Source organism: Streptomyces spongiae (assembly GCF_009377185.1).
Classification (GTDB): Bacteria; Actinomycetota; Actinomycetes; order Streptomycetales; family Streptomycetaceae; genus Streptomyces; species Streptomyces spongiae.
This window is the reverse complement of the sequence record NZ_VJZC01000211.1, coordinates 1-15,188: the sequence shown is the minus strand read 5'-3', so window position 1 is coordinate 15,188 and position 15,188 is coordinate 1. Positions and strand designations below refer to the sequence as shown.

The following is a 15,188-nucleotide window of genomic DNA, read 5'->3' as shown; positions in this document are numbered from 1 at the left end:
ATCGCGGGCCGCGTGGGTTCGTCGGCAGTGCGGGACCGGGGGGTCTCCGGCCAGGTCTGCCCAGTCGAGTCGGCGGCTTCGGGTGCCGGGGCCTCGGGCCACGACGGCGGAGGGGAAGAGGGCGGGCCGTGTGCCCCGGCCGATGACGTGGGCTCCGTCATCCAGTGCCGCAGCGCGCCCGCCTCGACGTCGATCTGCGCGCTGAGCGTGTCCAGGTCGTCGTCCGCGAAGCGGCGGGCCCGGTCGTGCGCCGCCCAGCGCAGGGAGTCCGCCGCCTTGATGATCCGCTCGGTGCGCTCGCGCAGGTCCGGCAGGCGCTCGGTGAGCTTGGCGCGGTCCGGATCGGACTCCAGGCGCCTCAGCTCGCCGTCCAGCTCGTGCCCGTGCGCACTGAGACGCTGGAAGAGGCCCAGCGACTCCCTCAGGGACTCGTCCTCCCCCACGCCCGCGTGCAGCGCGTCCTGGGTGGCCCGCATCGTCGAGCGCAGCCTGAGCCGCAGATCGGCCAGCTGACCCGCCGCGCCGGGCTGGGCGAAGCTCTTGGCCCGCAACGTGGTGTCCTCGACCGTGCGGCGGGCCTGCTCGATCGTGCGGTCCACACCGCGCTTGGCGGCACCGACCACCTTGACCGTGGCGTACGCCCCCAGCACCAGGAACAGCACGACGATCAGGGCGACCACTGCGATCACGGCCTCCACGACGCTCCTCCTCCGACCCGCTCGGCAGCTACTGCGCTGTTCTTCCACGGTAAACGCAACGGGCAGGCCCGGAGTTCCTGCAGAACCCCGAACCTGCCCGTAAGGGATCACCCCGACCGGTCCGCAGGCCCTCGGTGAGCCGGGCCGGCGTGCGGGTCGAGCCGGTTACCCGGCCACCGAGCGTGTTCAGGCCGTGACGATGTTCACCAGCTTCGGCGCCCGCACGATCACCTTGCGGATCCCGGCACCGCCCAGCGCGGAGACGACCTTCTCGTCGGTCAGCGCCACCTTCTCCAGCTCCGCCTCGGAGATGGACGGCGACACCTCCAGGCGTGCCTTGACCTTGCCCTTGATCTGCACGACGCAGGTCACGGTCTCGTCCACGACGTACGCCGGGTCGGCGACCGGGAAGTCCTGGTGGACGACCGAGTCGGTGCGGCCCAGCTTGCGCCAGAGCTCCTCGGCGATGTGCGGGGCCAGCGGCGCGACCAGCAGCACCAGCGGCTCGGCGACGGAACGCGGGACCGGCCCCCCCGCCTTGGTCAGGTGGTTGTTCAGCTCGGTGACCTTGGCGATCGCGGTGTTGAACCGCATGCCTTCCAGGTCCTGGCGTACACCGTCGATGGCCTTGTGCAGCGCCCGCAGGGTGTCCTCACCGGGCTCCGCGTCCACCACGGTGACCTCGCCGGCCGTCTCGTCCACGACGTTGCGCCACAGTCGCTGCAGCAGCCGGAACTGGCCCACCACCGCGCGCGTGTCCCACGGCCGCGACACGTCCAGCGGGCCCATCGCCATCTCGTACAGGCGCAGGGTGTCCGCCCCGTACTCGACGCAGATCTCGTCCGGAGTGACGGCGTTCTTCAGGGACTTGCCCATCTTGCCCAGCAGGCGGGTGACCTTCTCGCCCTGGTAGTAGTACGCGCCGTCGCGCTCCTCCACCTCGGCGGCCGGTACGGCGATGCCGCGGCTGTCGCGGTAGACGTACGCCTGGATCATGCCCTGGTTGAACAACTTGTGGAACGGCTCGGCCGAGGAGACGTGCCCCAGGTCGTACAGGACCTTGGACCAGAAGCGCGCGTACAGCAGGTGCAGCACGGCGTGTTCGGCGCCGCCCACGTACAGGTCGACGCCGCCGTGCGGTGTGCCCTCGCGCGGGCCCATCCAGTACTGCTCGACGGCCGGGTCGACCAGCTTCTCGCTGTTGTGCGGGTCCAGGTAGCGCAGCTCGTACCAGCAGGAACCGGCCCAGTTGGGCATGGTGTTGGTCTCGCGCCGGTATGTGCGCGGGCCCCGGCCGTCACCCAGGTCCAGTGTGACGTTGACCCAATCCTCGTTGCGGGACAGCGGGGTTTCGGGCTGGGTGTCGGCGTCGTCCGGGTCGAAGGTGCGCGGGGAGTAGTCCTCGACCTCCGGCAGTTCCAGGGGCAGCATCGACTCGGGCAGCGCGTGGGCGACGCCGTCCTCGTCGTAGACGATCGGGAAGGGCTCGCCCCAGTAGCGCTGGCGGCTGAACAGCCAGTCGCGCAGCCGGAAGTTGACGGTACCCTCGCCGACGCCCCGGTGCTCCAGCCATTCGGTGATGCGGGCCTTGGCCTCGACGACGCCCAGGCCGTCCAGCGAGACCTCGTCGTTGGCGGAGCCGATGATCTTCGCGTCGTACGACCCGAAGGCGTCTTCCCATGTCGATGTGTCGGTGCCGCGGCCGTCGGTGGGCTCGACGATGCACCGGATCGGCAGTTCGAAGGCGCGCGCGAACTCGAAGTCGCGCTGGTCGCCCGCCGGGACGGCCATGATGGCGCCGGTTCCGTAGCCCATCAGCACGTAGTCGGCGATGAAGACGGGGACCTGCTCGCCGTTGACCGGGTTGGTCGCGTACGCGCCGATGAAGACGCCGGTCTTGTCCTTGGCCTCGGCCTGCCGCTCCACGTCCGACTTGGAGGCGGCCTGCGCGCGGTACGCGGCGACGGCCTCGGCCGGGGTGGCGTGACCGCCGGTCCACACCTGGTGTGTGCCCTCGGGCCAGGCGTCCGGGGTGAACTTCTCGACCAGCGGGTGCTCGGGCGCCAGCACCATGTAGGTCGCGCCGAACAGGGTGTCGGGGCGCGTGGTGAAGACCGTGATGCGCTCGCCGTCGATCGGGAAGTCGACGCGGGCACCCTCGGAACGGCCGATCCAGTTGCGCTGCTGCAGCTTGATGGCCTCGGGCCAGTCCAGCGCCTCCAGGTCGTCCAGCAGCCGGTCGGCGTACGCGGTGATGCGCATGTTCCACTGGCGCAGCTTGGCCTTGAAGACCGGGAAGTTGCCGCGCTCGGAACGGCCGTCGGCGGTGACCTCCTCGTTGGCCAGCACGGTGCCCAGGCCGGGGCACCAGTTGACCGGCGCGTCGGATGCGTACGCCAGGCGGAACTCGCCCAGGACCTCGGCACGCTCGATGGCGCTCAGCTCGTGCCACGCGCGCGTGTGCCCGGGTACCGCGCGCTCACCGGACTCGAACGCGGCGATCAGCTCGGAGATCGGACGGGCCTTCCCGGCCTCGTCGTCGTACCAGGAGTTGAAGATCTGCAGGAAGATCCACTGGGTCCACTTGTAGTAGTCCGGGTCGATCGTGGCGAACGACCGGCGCTTGTCGTGGCCCAGGCCCAGCCGGCGCAGCTGGACCTTCATGTTCTCGATGTTGGCCTCGGTGGACACGCGCGGGTGCGTGCCGGTCTGCACGGCGTACTGCTCGGCGGGCAGTCCGAACGCGTCGAAGCCCAGGGTGTGCAGGACGTTGTGGCCGGTCATCCGCTGGAACCGGGCGAAGACATCGGTGGCGATGTAGCCCAGGGGGTGACCGACATGCAGGCCCGCGCCCGAGGGGTACGGGAACATGTCCATGATGAACTTCTTGGGCCTGGCGGCCTGCTCCGGGGCGCCCGCCAGGTCGCCCGTCGGGTTGGGCACCTCGTACGTGCCCTCGGCGTCCCAGAAGTCCTGCCAGCGTGCCTCGATCTCGGCCGCGACGGCGGCCGTGTAGCGGTGCGGCGCGGCCTCCGCCGACACGGCAGCGGCGGCAGCGGGGTTCGTCTCGCTCATGATCCTCAAAGCTCCATCGATCGTCTCTGCCAGCGACTGTGACGTTCAGGAAACGAAAAATCCCCTCACACAGGAGGGGACGCCGCGCTGACTCCGACCACGTTTCACCCGCGGTCGGGACTGGTCAGCGCGGCCCGCTAAGCAGAAGGCGTACGGCACGCATAGCGTCAGGGTACCGCAGCCCCCGCGCGCGCCGCGACGAGCTTCCGCGGAGGCGCGAGCACCGAGTGTCGGCCATCAGAACCGGCCAAAGAAGTTGAACATTATTCAAAAGTTACTTCGCGTACCGGTCACTAAGGTGCATCACCAATGTGAGATTGCCCCTTGATAACGAGGCAATAACTCAAACCTCGTACCGCTCGGTTTGCCTCCACTTAGAGTGCGAGTCACGGGACCGCTTTCCCGAACCGTTCGGAGTTGCCCCCATGAACCCTCGTAGTAGTAACAGCACGCTCCCCAGGACGGGCCGCTCGGCCTATGGGGTTGCGACCGCTGCCGCTCTGCTGCTCATACCCGTGATCGTGCTGGCTGGAGGTGACGCAGTCCGGGAGTTCCTCGACTTCGGCGCCGGCGTGCTGTCGCTGGTCGCCCTCTCCTGCTCGGTGATCTGGGGCCTGGTCGCCAGCGACCGGCTGTTCCTCAACACGCGTCAGCGCATCATGGCGCAGGCCGTGCACCGCACGACCGCGGTCGCCTCGGTCGCCTTCCTGCTGCTGCACGTCACGGTGAAGATCGTGCTGGAGCACGCGCCGTTCTACGCCGCGCTCATCCCCTTCAGCCTCGGCTTCACGGGCACGGCGGTACTCATCAGCTTCGGCTCGATCGCCGGCCTGCTCATGATCACCACGGCCCTCACCGGCGCGCTCCGCAGCGCCTTCATGAGCCGGGCGGACATCGCGGCGCGCTGGCGCGTGTTCCACATGCTGGCCTACCCGGCCTGGTGCTTCGCGTTGGTCCACGGACTCTACGCGGGTCGCGAAGCGAAGCCTGTCTTCGTGATCCTCTACAGCGTGTGCCTCGTCGGCGTCGCGGGCGCCCTCATGCTGCGCGCGGCCCCCCGCCCGTTCAAGCGCCGGGTGGCCGACCAGATCGTCGCCGTGCTCGGCACCGACACCCGGCCGGGCCGCGAGGACCTCGACGCCAGCCGTGCCCGGATGGCCGACACGATGGCCGGAGCGTCCGCCTTCGGCGGAGACCCCGGCCGTGGCCGCGGAGGCGACTCGCCCCTGCCGGGCATGGGCTCGCGCGGAGGCAGCCCCCTGGGGGACACGATGGTGCCGCCGCCGCGGACACCGTCACCGAACCTGTACGAGTCCGCCTCGCGCGCCGACGCACCGGACCCCGGCCCCGGCTTCGCGGCCGCCTACCGTGCCGTGTCGGCCTCCCCGCGCGCGCAGGACCCGCTGACCCCCCAGCCGACCCAGCGCATGGACATGCCGCTGGACATGCAGCCCACCGAGGCCATTCCGCGCTACGACGACGGCTCCACCACGGGCACCCGCTGGCCGGCCCCGTCCCCGCCGCCGGTCGGCGAGGCGCCGCCGTCGGCGTACGACCCGATGCAGGACACGTTCGCGGGCCAGACGTTCGCAGGTCAGGCGTACCCCGGCCAGACGTACCCCGGCCAGACCTACGGAGGGACTCCGGAAACTTCCTACGGAACGGCTGAAACGAACACCCCCTACGACACGTACAACCCGAACGACACGTACAACAGCGGTCCCGCCACTGAAACGCTGCCCGGCGCGTACGACTACGACACGCCGGGCTCCGGCGAACCCTGGAACGCGCCTTCCGGAGGCTTTAAGTGAACGAGGCCCTTCCCGACGTCCCCGAAGTCCGTGTGGTGGGGCTCCCACAGCTCACCTCGGGTTTCGACCTCGTCGAGAGACTCGACCTCCCTATGCACCTCAAGGTGCACGGTCCGCTCGAGCCCATGGGCGGTGAGCAACTCGCCCAGCTCTCCGAGCGGATCAACCTGAAGGGGCGCGGCGGCGCGGGCTTCCCCTTCCACAAGAAGCTGCGCTCGGTCGCCGAGTCGGCGATCAAGCGCGGCATCCGGCCGGTGGTCGTCGTCAACGGAAGCGAGGACGAGCCTGCCTGCCGCAAGGACACGGTGCTGATCAACCGTGCCCCGCACCTCATCCTGGACGGCGCGCTGCTGGTCGCCGAGGCCTTGGGCGCCCGCCAGCTCGTCGTCGGGGTGACACGTGAATCCACCCAGCGCTCGATGGAGGCCGCCCTCTCCGAGCGCGGACTGAACAACCGGCGCGGCGCGGCCATCCGCGCGAGTGTGCAGCGCAACCCGGTACGCATGGTCACCGGAGCCGCCGCCTCGCTGATCCGCTCCATCGACGGCGGCCCGGCCATCCCGCCCGGCCGCAAGACCAGTGCGTCGCGGAGCGGTGTCGGGGGCGCGCCCACGCTGCTCTCCAACGCCGAGACCTTCGCCCAGCTCGCTATCGCCGCACGCATCGGCTCCGAGCGCTACGGCAACACCGGCCTGTACGACGAGCCGGGCACCGTGATGCTCACGGTCTCCGGCGCGGTCGCCCGCCCCATGGTGATCGAGGCGCCCACGGGCGTGCCGCTGCGCTACGTCCTGCAGCTCGCCGGCGCCCCGCCGGTCCCGCAGGGTGTGCTGACCGGCGGCTACCACGGCAAGTGGATCGACGCGGCGACCGTCAACGAGGCGGTCGTCTCGCGCAACTCCCTTGACGCGGTGGGAGGCGCGCTCGGCGCGGGCGCCATCCTCCCGATCACCCAGGAGACCTGCCCGCTGGGCGAGTCACTGCAGGTGGCGAAGTGGCTGGCGGAGGAGAGCGCGGGACAGTGCGGTCCCTGCTACCTCGGTCTGCCGGCGGCCGCACGCGGCATGGAGGACATCCTCAACGGCGGCGGCCCTGCCGCCCTGGAGGCCCTCAAGCAGGTCGCCAAGAACGTGAAGCGGCGCGGCGCGTGCTCGCACCCGGACGGCTCCGCGATGTTCCTGGAGTCGACCATCAAGGCGTTCACGGACGACCTGGCGGCCCATGTCCTCGGAAACGGCTGCGGAAGACCCGTGGAGGGCGTTCTGCCGCTCTTCGAGGGCGGCAGGGCCCCTACGGGCATCCCGGGCGGAATGGTCGAGGAGGAGAGCGGCTCCAGCCGTCAGAAGATCTTCGTCGACTGGACCCTGTGCCGCGGCCACGGCCTGTGCGCGGACATCCTTCCGGAGGTCTTCGAACTGGGCGCCGACGGCTTCCCGACCGTCGCGCAGGCGGCCGTACCCCGCTACGCCGAGCAGAAGGCCCTGCGCGCGGTGCGCCGCTGCCCGGCTCTGGCCCTGCGCATCGAGGAGGACGGCGGCTCCGCGCCGTCCCGCAACAACCTGCCGGTCCTCTCGCAGGGCCGCGGCCGCCGGGCCCTGGGCAGCGGTCGCTGAGCACGTCCTGAGGGGGGCCGCCGTGTCACGGTGGCCCCCCTTACGACGTGTCGGGCTCCCCTTCCGGGGACCTGCGTCCGCGGCCCACTCTCACGCCGAAACCGAAGATCCCGCCCGATCACATTGATCGGACGGGATCTTTTCTGTGGAGCTAAGGAGAATTGAACTCCTGACCTCCTGCATGCCATGCAGGCGCTCTACCAACTGAGCTATAGCCCCTCACGGCCATGCGGCGAAGCCGCAGACTGACCGGTCCGCCTGGTTTCCCTGGCGCGACGCCAACATTACACGGTCCTACGGGTGCACCACCAAATCGTTTCCGTTCTGTCCGGATTTGGCATGTGATGCCCTCTCGCGCCGGAGAGGGCCTCTGCGCGCCGCCGGAGGCCAAGACCCAACAATCCCCGGCACACCCGTCGTTCAGGCCGTCACGAACGAATAGAACCGCTTGAGCGTGCAGTGCTCCTCGAGGAGCCGGCCGTAGATCGGCTCACCCTCCAGCTCGCGGTACGTCTCGATCGGGTCGCCTTTTATGATCAGCGCCCGCGCGCATTCCTCGCACCAGTACTGGTACTCGTGGTTGAGGGGTTCCATGTCGCGGACAATCGGCGTACCGCTGCCGCACCAGTCGCATTTCCTCCTGTGTGCACCCATCGATCAGCTCCAGCTGTGGCCGCAGGTCGTGCACACGTAGGAGATCCCCCCGTTGTCGCCGAGGACTTGGGCAACCTGGAGCGAGCCGCAGGAAGGGCAGTTCAGGAGGGTGGACTTCTTCCGTCTCACCGCCGTTGCGAAGAGGTCGCCGACCTCCCCACGGATGCTCCCAGGCATCGCTTCTCCCTCCCGTCGGGCCGCGCCCCCTTCCGGCCGTTTGATTCTGCCACGACCGGACCAATACGGTCAGCGACGCCTTCGTACCAGTCCGGACACAGCACCCAGGAATGCCGTCCCGGCCAATGCGCACATGCATGCGAGAAGGGCGTCCGCAGAGGTATACGCCGCGGGGGCCCCAAGTGACTCAAGCCGGTTCAGGAAGAGTGTGCCGAAGGCCGCGACTCCGATCAGCTGACCCAACTGGGTGACCGTCGCGAGCAGCCCGCCGGCATCCGCGGCGTCCTCGGGACGGACCGTGGCGAGCGCCTGGGTGAGCGTGGGACTGAAGCCGAGTGCCAGGCCGACGCCCACGCCCGCGAACGCCGCGTACAGCCCGGGGCCGCCGTCGTCCCCGTTGCGCAGCACCAGGCCGACGGCGGCCACGGACACCGCGGTGAGCGCGAAGCCGCACGGGATCAGGGCGCGTTGCCAGGAGGCGGGCCAGTGGCGCCAGGTCAGGCCCACAAGACCGAAGACCACGGCTGTCGGCGCGAAGGTGAGTCCGGCGCGCAGCGCGCTGTAGCCGAGTCCGCCCTGGATGTGCAGGGTGAGGGTGAACAGGAATCCGGCGTTGACGGCCATCACCGCCATGATCCGGAAGACGGCGAGGCCGATGCCGGGATGGCGCAGCACGCGTGGCGCGATCAGCGGGGCTCCCCCGCGCCGGGCTAGACGGGACTCGTACAGGCAGAACAGGGTGAAGAGCACCGTGGCCGCGGCGAGCGACAGCCAGGACCACAGCGGCCAGTGCTCCTCCTGCCCGAGCACGAGCGGCACCGTGAGCAGCGAGACGGCCGCGGCCAGCAGCACGAGCCCGGGCACGTCGAGGGCGCGCGAGCGCTCGGGGGCCCGTACGTCGTCCTTCGGCAGGACGCGGCTGCCGAGGACCAGGATGACAATGCCGACGGGCACGTTCACGAGAAACACAGGGCGCCAGCCCGCGCCGAACAGGTCGGCGCTGACCAGGACTCCGCCGAGCACCTGCCCCGCCGCGGCACCGGTCGCGAGGACGGCGGAGTACGCGCCGAGCGCCCTGGCCCGCGCCTCGCCGGTGAAGTTGCGCTGGATCAGGCTGAGCACCTGCGGGATCATCACCGCGGAGCCGGCGCCCTGCACCAGACGGAAGGCGATCAACTCGCCCGTGCCCTGGGCGAGTCCACAGGCCAGTGAGGCGGCCGTGAACAGGGCGAGCCCGGCCAGGTGGACCCGGCGGTGGCCCAGTTGGTCGCCGAGGCGGGCGCCGGTGATCAGCAGGACGGCGTACGCGATGGAGTACCCGGCGACCACCAGCTGCAACGCGGCGCCGGACGCGTGGAGTTCGGAACCGATCGTGGGCACCGCGACGTTCACGATGAACACGTCGAGCAGGGCCATGAACTGAGCGGCGAGCACGACCGCGAGGAGCCGTCGGGGCCGATTGTCAGTGCCGGGGTCTTTACTTGTTCCAGGACGTGGACCGGCTGCGGGATTCGGGCCCGCGGGGGTTGTCGTCGTCATGCGCAGAAGCCTGACGACGGCCGGATACGGGTGCCGAGAGCCCGCCGGTGCTGGTACTGACAGCACCTGGCAGCGAGCGGGACCCGGACCGACGATGGGAACGGGGGATGGGAAAGCGATGGCGACAGCACAGCGCCGCAGGCCGGAGCTGGCCGCCTTCCTGCGCAGCAGGCGGGCCCGGGTGACACCGGCGGACGTGGGGATGCCTCCGGGCATGAGGCGGCGCACGCCTGGGCTGCGCCGTGAGGAGGTCGCGCAGCTCTCCGGAGTGGGCGTCACCTGGTACACCTGGCTGGAGCAGGGGCGGCCGATCAACGCCTCGGCGCAGGTCCTGGACGCGGTGGCCCGCACCCTGCGCCTGGACCGCCCGGAGCGCGAGCATCTGTACCACCTGGCCGAGGTGCCGTACGAGCCCGGCCCGGAGACGCTCACCCGGACCGTCGGCCCGGAGGTCCAGGGCATCATCGACGCCCTCGACCCGCATCCGGCAGTGGTCTACAACTCGCGGTACGACGTCCTCGCCACCAACCCCGCCTACCGGCAGCTGTTCCTCATACCGGCGCCGGTCAGGACCGGAGTGCCCAACGTCCTGTGGGCGCTGTTCACCGTGGACGAGGAGCGGTGCCCCGTGGTGCACCGGGACAAGGAGCTGCCGCTGATGGTGGCGACGCTGCGGTCCGGGTACGGCAGACACGTGGGTGAGCCGGCTTGGGAGGACTTCATACGCCGGCTGTCCACCGCCAGCCCGTACTTCGCCGAGTTATGGGCGAGCGGAGACGTCTCGCCGCCCGGCCGGAGGGTGAAGACCTTCCGGCACGAAGCGGTGGGCGAGCTGCGGATGTCCTCGCTGTCCTTGTCCATCGACGGGATGCCGGAGTGCCGGATCGTGACGTACACACCGGAGGACGCGGACACCCGGGAGAAGGTGGCTCTGCTGGAGAGACGGCGTAGCGCACGAAAAATCCCGCTCCCCTGACGGGAACGGGATCTTCGGTACTGATCCTTGACAACTCAAGAGTGTCGATCTGTGGAGCTAAGGAGAATTGAACTCCTGACCTCCTGCATGCCATGCAGGCGCTCTACCAACTGAGCTATAGCCCCTCGTGCCACGCGGCGAAGCCGCCTGGTGTTTCGCCCCGCTCGGCGGGGTGAACAAGAAGAACTCTAGCCTGCGATCAGCCGGAAAGTGAAATCCGGTCCCAGGGCTCACTGGCCCGGCTGGAAGGGGGTTCGGCGGGCCGCTGCGAAGATCGCCTCCACCGCCCCGATCCACCGTCCCACGGAGCGTGCCGGTCGTCCTGCGGCCGCTCCGCCGGGGGCGTCAGTCGTCGTCGCCGAGCACCGGCTCCGGCAGGGTGCCGGCGTTGTGCTCGAGCAGGCGCCAGCCGCGGGCGCCCTCGCCGAGGACGGACCAGCAGCAGTTGGAGAGGCCGCCAAGGCTCTCCCAGTGGTGGGGCTCCAGGCCGATGAGACGTCCGATGGTGGTGCGGATGGTGCCGCCGTGGCTGGCCACCACGAGGGTGCCGTCCGCGGGCAGCTTGTCGACGTGCCGCAGTACCACCGGGGCCGCGCGGTCGGCGACCTCGGTCTCCAGTTCGCCGCCGCCGCGGCGGACCGGCTCACCGCGCTTCCACGCGGCGTACTCCTCGCCGTGCCGCTCGATGATCTCCTCGTGCGTCAGTCCCTGCCAGACGCCCGCGTAGGTCTCGCGCAGCCCCTCGTCGTGCGTCACGTCGAGGCCGGTGAGCAGGGCCAGCTCGGCGGCCGTGGCGGCGGCGCGGCTGAGGTCGGAAGCGAGGATCACGTCCGGCTTCAGGGAGGCGAGCAGCCGGGCGGCGCGGCGGGCCTGACCGACACCGGTCTCGGTGAGCTCGACGTCCGTGGTGCCCTGGAAGCGGCGCTCCAGGTTCCACGAGGTCTGGCCGTGGCGCCAGAGGATGACGCGGCGACCACGCTCCTTCCGGTCGGCCGCCTCCGTCCCCGGGGCGGCGCTCACCGCAGCTCCCCGCCGAGGTCGGCGGCCTCCTCGGCGGCCAGCACCCTGGCATGCTCCTCGGCCTTGCCTCGGGTCGCCTTGGCGTCGGCCGGCAGTTCCAGCTCGGGGCAGTCCTTCCAGAGCCGCTCCAGGGCGTAGAAGACGCGCTCCTCGCTGTGCTGGACGTGCACGACGATGTCGACGTAGTCGAGGAGCACCCAGCGGGCCTCGCGGTCGCCCTCGCGTCGCACGGGCTTGGCGTCCAGCTCCTTGTTCAGCCGCTCCTCGATCTCGTCGACGATCGACTTGACCTGACGGTCGTTGGGGGCGGAGGCGAGCAGGAAGGCGTCCGTGATGGACAGTACGTCGCTCACGTCGTAGGCGATGACGTCGTGCGCGAGCTTGTCGGCGGCCGCCTGGGCGGCGGTGTTGATGAGCTCGAGAGATCGGTCGGTTGCGGTCACTACAAGGCTTTCGGTCGACGGTCAGTGAACCCTCAAGGGCTACCTCAAGGGTCTCACGGACCGGCGAGGGCACCCCACGGGTTAACGCCCACCCGGTCGATCACCCGTTCGGGGGCCCGGTCACCCCGAGGAGCCCGAGGTGGTCGCCTTGTAGTTCTGGCCGAGGACGACCGAGACGTCGGCGTTGGACGTGGTCTTGCCCTTCTTGACGGAGTCGGCGGGCAGGCCGAGGGTCTTGGCCACCTCGACGGCGTCGTTCTTGCTCGCGGAGTCGGCGTACGTGACCTGGGACGCGGCCTGGGCAGCCGAGTCGGTGCCGGCGTCGAGGAAGGTGTAGCCGCCGTTGAGCAGGACCACGCGGGCCTGTTCGGTGGCGTCCTTGGAGCCGGTGGCGTTCCTGATGCCGACGCGGACGGCGTCGCCCGCGTCGGGGCTCTTCGCGGTGCCGCCGAGCACGTCCTTGACCACGCTGTCGGAGGCTTGTGTGCTCAGGATGCCGTCCTGCTGGACCGGCAGCAGGTCGGTCTCGTAGTCGCCGCCCTTGGCCCGGTCGGCGAGCCCCGCGAGGAAGGTCCCGAGGTCGTTGTCGGTCAGCGGGGGGTCGAGGATCTGGGCCAGCGTCTGCACGGTGGTCGTGGCGGCCTGCGGGTCGGAGGACAGCTTGCGCAGCACGCCCTGCATGACCTGTCCGAACCGCTGCAGCTGGGCGTTCTGGGACTCGCCGGGGGCTCGGTAGGTGGCGTACGCGACGGCCATCTTGCCGCTGAGGGTCTGCGCCTTGCCCTTGGCGACCAGGGGTGCCTCGCCCTTCTTCTTGGCCTCCGGGTCGGGCACGGCGGCGTTGGTGTCGACGTCGATGTTGCCGACGAGTTCGACGAGGTTGTTCAGGTACGGGGTGTCGAGGCGCCAGCTGCCTTCGATGTTGGTGCCCAGGACGGTGTCGAGTGCGTCCCGGGTACCGGAGGAACCGTCGTCCTCGACGGACTTGGCGAGGGTGGTGGTATTGCCGTCGTCGTCGGTCAGGGCGAGGGAGTTGGGCAGCAGGACGGTGGCGCCGCGCTTGGTGGTGGTGTTGTTCACGAGCAGTGCCGTGGAGGTGCCGCCCTTGGCGGTGTTGTGCAGGTGGACGACGAGGACGTCACGCTTCTGGGCACCCGCGGCCGTCGTGGTGTTGGCCTTGTCCTCCGAGAGCGTCCCGGGCAGTTTGCCCGCGTACCAGAGGTAGCCGACTCCGCCGACGGCGACCAGGGCGAAGGTCACCACCAGGGCGACGATCCGGCTGCGGGCCCGGCGCCGGGCCTCCTCACGGCGTTCGGTGCGGTTCTCCGTGAACTTCAGCCAGTCGATGACGTCCTCGGAGTTGCCGTCGGGCTCCTCGACGAAGGCGAACTGCTCGGTGCGGTAGTCCCGTTCGTCGCCGTAGGAGTCACGGTCACCGGCCTGCTCGCCCGAAGGGTCGACGGGTCGGTTCTGAGGCCGGCCATCGGTGGCCTGGGCGCCGGCGGCCCCGTCACCCGGCCGTGCCGCCCCGCTCCCCTGCGGTGCCCCGGTGGGCCCTGCCTGGTGCGGGATGTAGGCGGTCTGGTCGGCGGCATGGGGCTGTTGGCCGGCGGCTCGCGACTGCTGTCCGGTGCCGGCGGCCTGCCCGTAGGGGTCGTACCGGTCGTAGCCGGAACCGGCCCCCGCCGCCCCGTCGGCGGGAGAACTCCCGTACGGGTCGTTGAAGGCGGACGGCTGCTGACTCGTGTCGTAGGAGGCCACCGGCTGCTGCCGGCCCGTGTCGTACGAGGCAGGGGCCTGCTGGCCGCCGGTCGCGTACGGGTCGTAGCCGTAGCCCTGGGGCTGCTGCTGGGGGTGCGTGCCGTAGGGGTCGTAGCCCTGTGTGGCTCCCTGCGGCGAGTGCTGGGTGGGCACCTGCCGGTACACAGGCTGCCCGAACTCGTCGTAGCCGACGAGTTCGTACTGGTCGCCCCCGTAGCCAGCGTCGTATCGGTCGTTCACCGGTGCCCCTCTCGGCTCATTCGCCGCGGTACAGCTCACGCTTGTCGATGTAGCGCACCACACCGTCCGGCACCAGATACCAGACGGGATCGCCCTTCCCGACCCTCGCACGGCAGTCTGTGGACGAGATGGCCAGCGCCGGAACCTCGACCAAAGAGACACCGCCCGCGGGCAGGCCCGGGTCGGCCAGGGTGTGGCCGGGCCGGGTGACGCCGATGAAGTGCGCGAGGGAGAACAACTCGTCCGTGTCACGCCAGGTGAGGATCTGGCCCAGCGCGTCGGCGCCGGTGATGAAGAAGAGGTCCGTGTCGGGGTTGAGCGCCCGCAGCTCGCGCAGGGTGTCCGTGGTGTAGGTCGGGCCGCCGCGGTCGATGTCGATGCGGCTGACCGAGAACTGCGGGTTCTCGGCGGTCGCGATGACCGTCATCAGGTAGCGGTCCTCCGCCGGGGAGACCGCGCGGTGGGACTTCTGCCACGGCTCGCCGGTGGGTACGAACACCACCTCGTCGAGATGGAACTGGGCGGCGACCTCCTGGGCGGCGACGAGGTGACCGTTGTGGATCGGGTCAAACGTTCCGCCCATGACGCCGAGGCGTCGCCGGCCCGGGGCGGACGGGCCGTTTCCGGGGGCGTGCACCTGGCCTATCGCCGGGTCGTGCTCCGTCTCCTGCGCCGGACCGTTCGCCTTGGTGTGCTGCGGACCGGTAGGCATTTCCTGCTCTCCCATGCATGCAGACCCTACCGGCCCGGTCGACGAGCTCCGGTCGAACGTCCTTTTGCGCGGATTCAGCGGTCCCGGTTGAAGCGGGTGGTGATCCACAGCAGGAGCAGCAGCACGAAGAGCGCTCCGCCGCCGGTCAGGTAGGGGCTGAGGCTCTCGTGGTTGCCACCGTGCTCCTCGCCCTCGGCAGCGAGAGTGACCAACTGGGCAGCGGTGCTGTGGAAGCTCATCGTCGGCTGGACCTATCCGGGTGTGGGATCGGGACAAAGACTCCGGGCCATCGTATGCGGGCGCCTCCGCCGCGATCACCCCGACTCCACCGTTGGCGGGGACCGCCGCCCGGCAGCCGGTGAACGGGGCCGCCACCGCGTCCGTATTCATGGCCGTACGAGCCCACGCCCCAGGAGGTCACCGAGACCGCGCGGGACGTACGAAGGACTCCCGCCCGGAAACATGTGCC

13 protein-coding genes and 2 tRNA genes are annotated in these 15,188 nt (G+C 70.1%); 3 read left to right on the top strand and 12 right to left on the bottom strand.

What is annotated here, in order from left to right:
- Positions 1-698: hypothetical protein (locus FNH08_RS25685; protein WP_322725368.1), on the bottom strand; the 698-nt coding region annotated here is incomplete at its 3' end.
- Positions 699-884: 186 nt separating this feature from the next.
- A complete protein-coding gene (gene leuS / locus FNH08_RS25680; RefSeq protein ID WP_152773909.1) occupies positions 885-3,773 on the bottom strand; it encodes a leucine--tRNA ligase in 2,889 nt (962 codons plus the stop codon).
- Between the two features lie 425 nt (positions 3,774-4,198).
- On the opposite strand from leuS, the gene FNH08_RS25675 reads away from it, so the two are divergent.
- Together FNH08_RS25675 and FNH08_RS25670 are read left to right on the top strand one after the other, a co-directional pair.
- Positions 4,199-5,584 carry a cytochrome b/b6 domain-containing protein gene (locus FNH08_RS25675; protein ID WP_152773908.1) on the top strand — a complete coding sequence of 462 codons (1,386 nt, stop codon included), beginning with the start codon at positions 4,199-4,201 and terminating at the stop codon, positions 5,582-5,584.
- Positions 5,581-7,197: an NADH-ubiquinone oxidoreductase-F iron-sulfur binding region domain-containing protein gene (locus tag FNH08_RS25670; RefSeq protein ID WP_322725366.1), complete on the top strand. Its 1,617-nt coding sequence runs from the start codon at positions 5,581-5,583 to the stop codon at positions 7,195-7,197. The genes FNH08_RS25675 and FNH08_RS25670 overlap by 4 nt, the downstream gene beginning before the upstream one ends.
- Before the next feature lie 146 nt (positions 7,198-7,343).
- Here FNH08_RS25670 and FNH08_RS25665 read toward each other — a convergent pair.
- From FNH08_RS25665 to FNH08_RS25655, 4 genes are all read right to left on the bottom strand, one after another.
- Positions 7,344-7,416, bottom strand: a tRNA-Ala gene (locus tag FNH08_RS25665).
- Positions 7,417-7,617: 201 nt separating this feature from the next.
- The gene (locus FNH08_RS25660; RefSeq protein ID WP_152773907.1) at positions 7,618-7,851 is read right to left on the bottom strand and encodes a hypothetical protein; all 234 of its coding nucleotides are present in this window, start codon (positions 7,849-7,851) and stop codon (positions 7,618-7,620) included.
- 3 nt (positions 7,852-7,854) lie between these two features.
- A complete protein-coding gene (locus FNH08_RS50915) occupies positions 7,855-8,028 on the bottom strand; it encodes a hypothetical protein (RefSeq protein ID WP_194238612.1) in 174 nt (57 codons plus the stop codon).
- A 69-nt stretch (positions 8,029-8,097) separates the two neighbouring features.
- Positions 8,098-9,462 (bottom strand): MFS transporter, encoded by a 1,365-nt coding sequence (locus tag FNH08_RS25655; RefSeq protein ID WP_322725364.1) that lies wholly within the window; start codon positions 9,460-9,462, stop codon positions 8,098-8,100.
- A 223-nt stretch (positions 9,463-9,685) separates the two neighbouring features.
- Between FNH08_RS25655 and FNH08_RS25650 the strand changes: the two genes are divergently transcribed.
- A complete protein-coding gene (locus tag FNH08_RS25650; protein ID WP_152773905.1) occupies positions 9,686-10,543 on the top strand; it encodes a helix-turn-helix transcriptional regulator in 858 nt (285 codons plus the stop codon).
- 52 nt (positions 10,544-10,595) lie between these two features.
- On the opposite strand, the gene FNH08_RS25645 is transcribed toward FNH08_RS25650, so the two are convergent.
- The 6 genes from FNH08_RS25645 to FNH08_RS50910 all read right to left on the bottom strand — a co-directional run bounded on the left by FNH08_RS25645 (position 10,596) and on the right by FNH08_RS50910 (position 14,958).
- Positions 10,596-10,668: transfer RNA gene (locus tag FNH08_RS25645), tRNA-Ala, on the bottom strand.
- Positions 10,669-10,888: 220 nt separating this feature from the next.
- Complete coding sequence (locus tag FNH08_RS25640) at positions 10,889-11,563, bottom strand: histidine phosphatase family protein (protein ID WP_322725363.1); 675 nt, start codon at positions 11,561-11,563, stop codon at positions 10,889-10,891.
- Positions 11,560-12,006, bottom strand: coding sequence for a ribosome silencing factor (rsfS, locus tag FNH08_RS25635; RefSeq protein WP_322725362.1), 447 nt, complete (start codon positions 12,004-12,006; stop codon positions 11,560-11,562). The genes FNH08_RS25640 and rsfS overlap by 4 nt, the downstream gene beginning before the upstream one ends.
- A 120-nt stretch (positions 12,007-12,126) precedes the next feature.
- Complete coding sequence (locus FNH08_RS25630; RefSeq protein ID WP_322725361.1) at positions 12,127-14,007, bottom strand: LCP family protein; 1,881 nt, start codon at positions 14,005-14,007, stop codon at positions 12,127-12,129.
- A gap of 16 nt (positions 14,008-14,023) precedes the next feature.
- Positions 14,024-14,734 carry a nicotinate-nucleotide adenylyltransferase gene (nadD, locus tag FNH08_RS25625; RefSeq protein ID WP_152773904.1) on the bottom strand — a complete coding sequence of 237 codons (711 nt, stop codon included), beginning with the start codon at positions 14,732-14,734 and terminating at the stop codon, positions 14,024-14,026.
- Positions 14,735-14,793: 59 nt separating this feature from the next.
- Positions 14,794-14,958 (bottom strand): hypothetical protein, encoded by a 165-nt coding sequence (locus FNH08_RS50910; RefSeq protein ID WP_192583393.1) that lies wholly within the window; start codon positions 14,956-14,958, stop codon positions 14,794-14,796.
- Between the last annotated feature and the right edge of the window lie 230 nt (positions 14,959-15,188).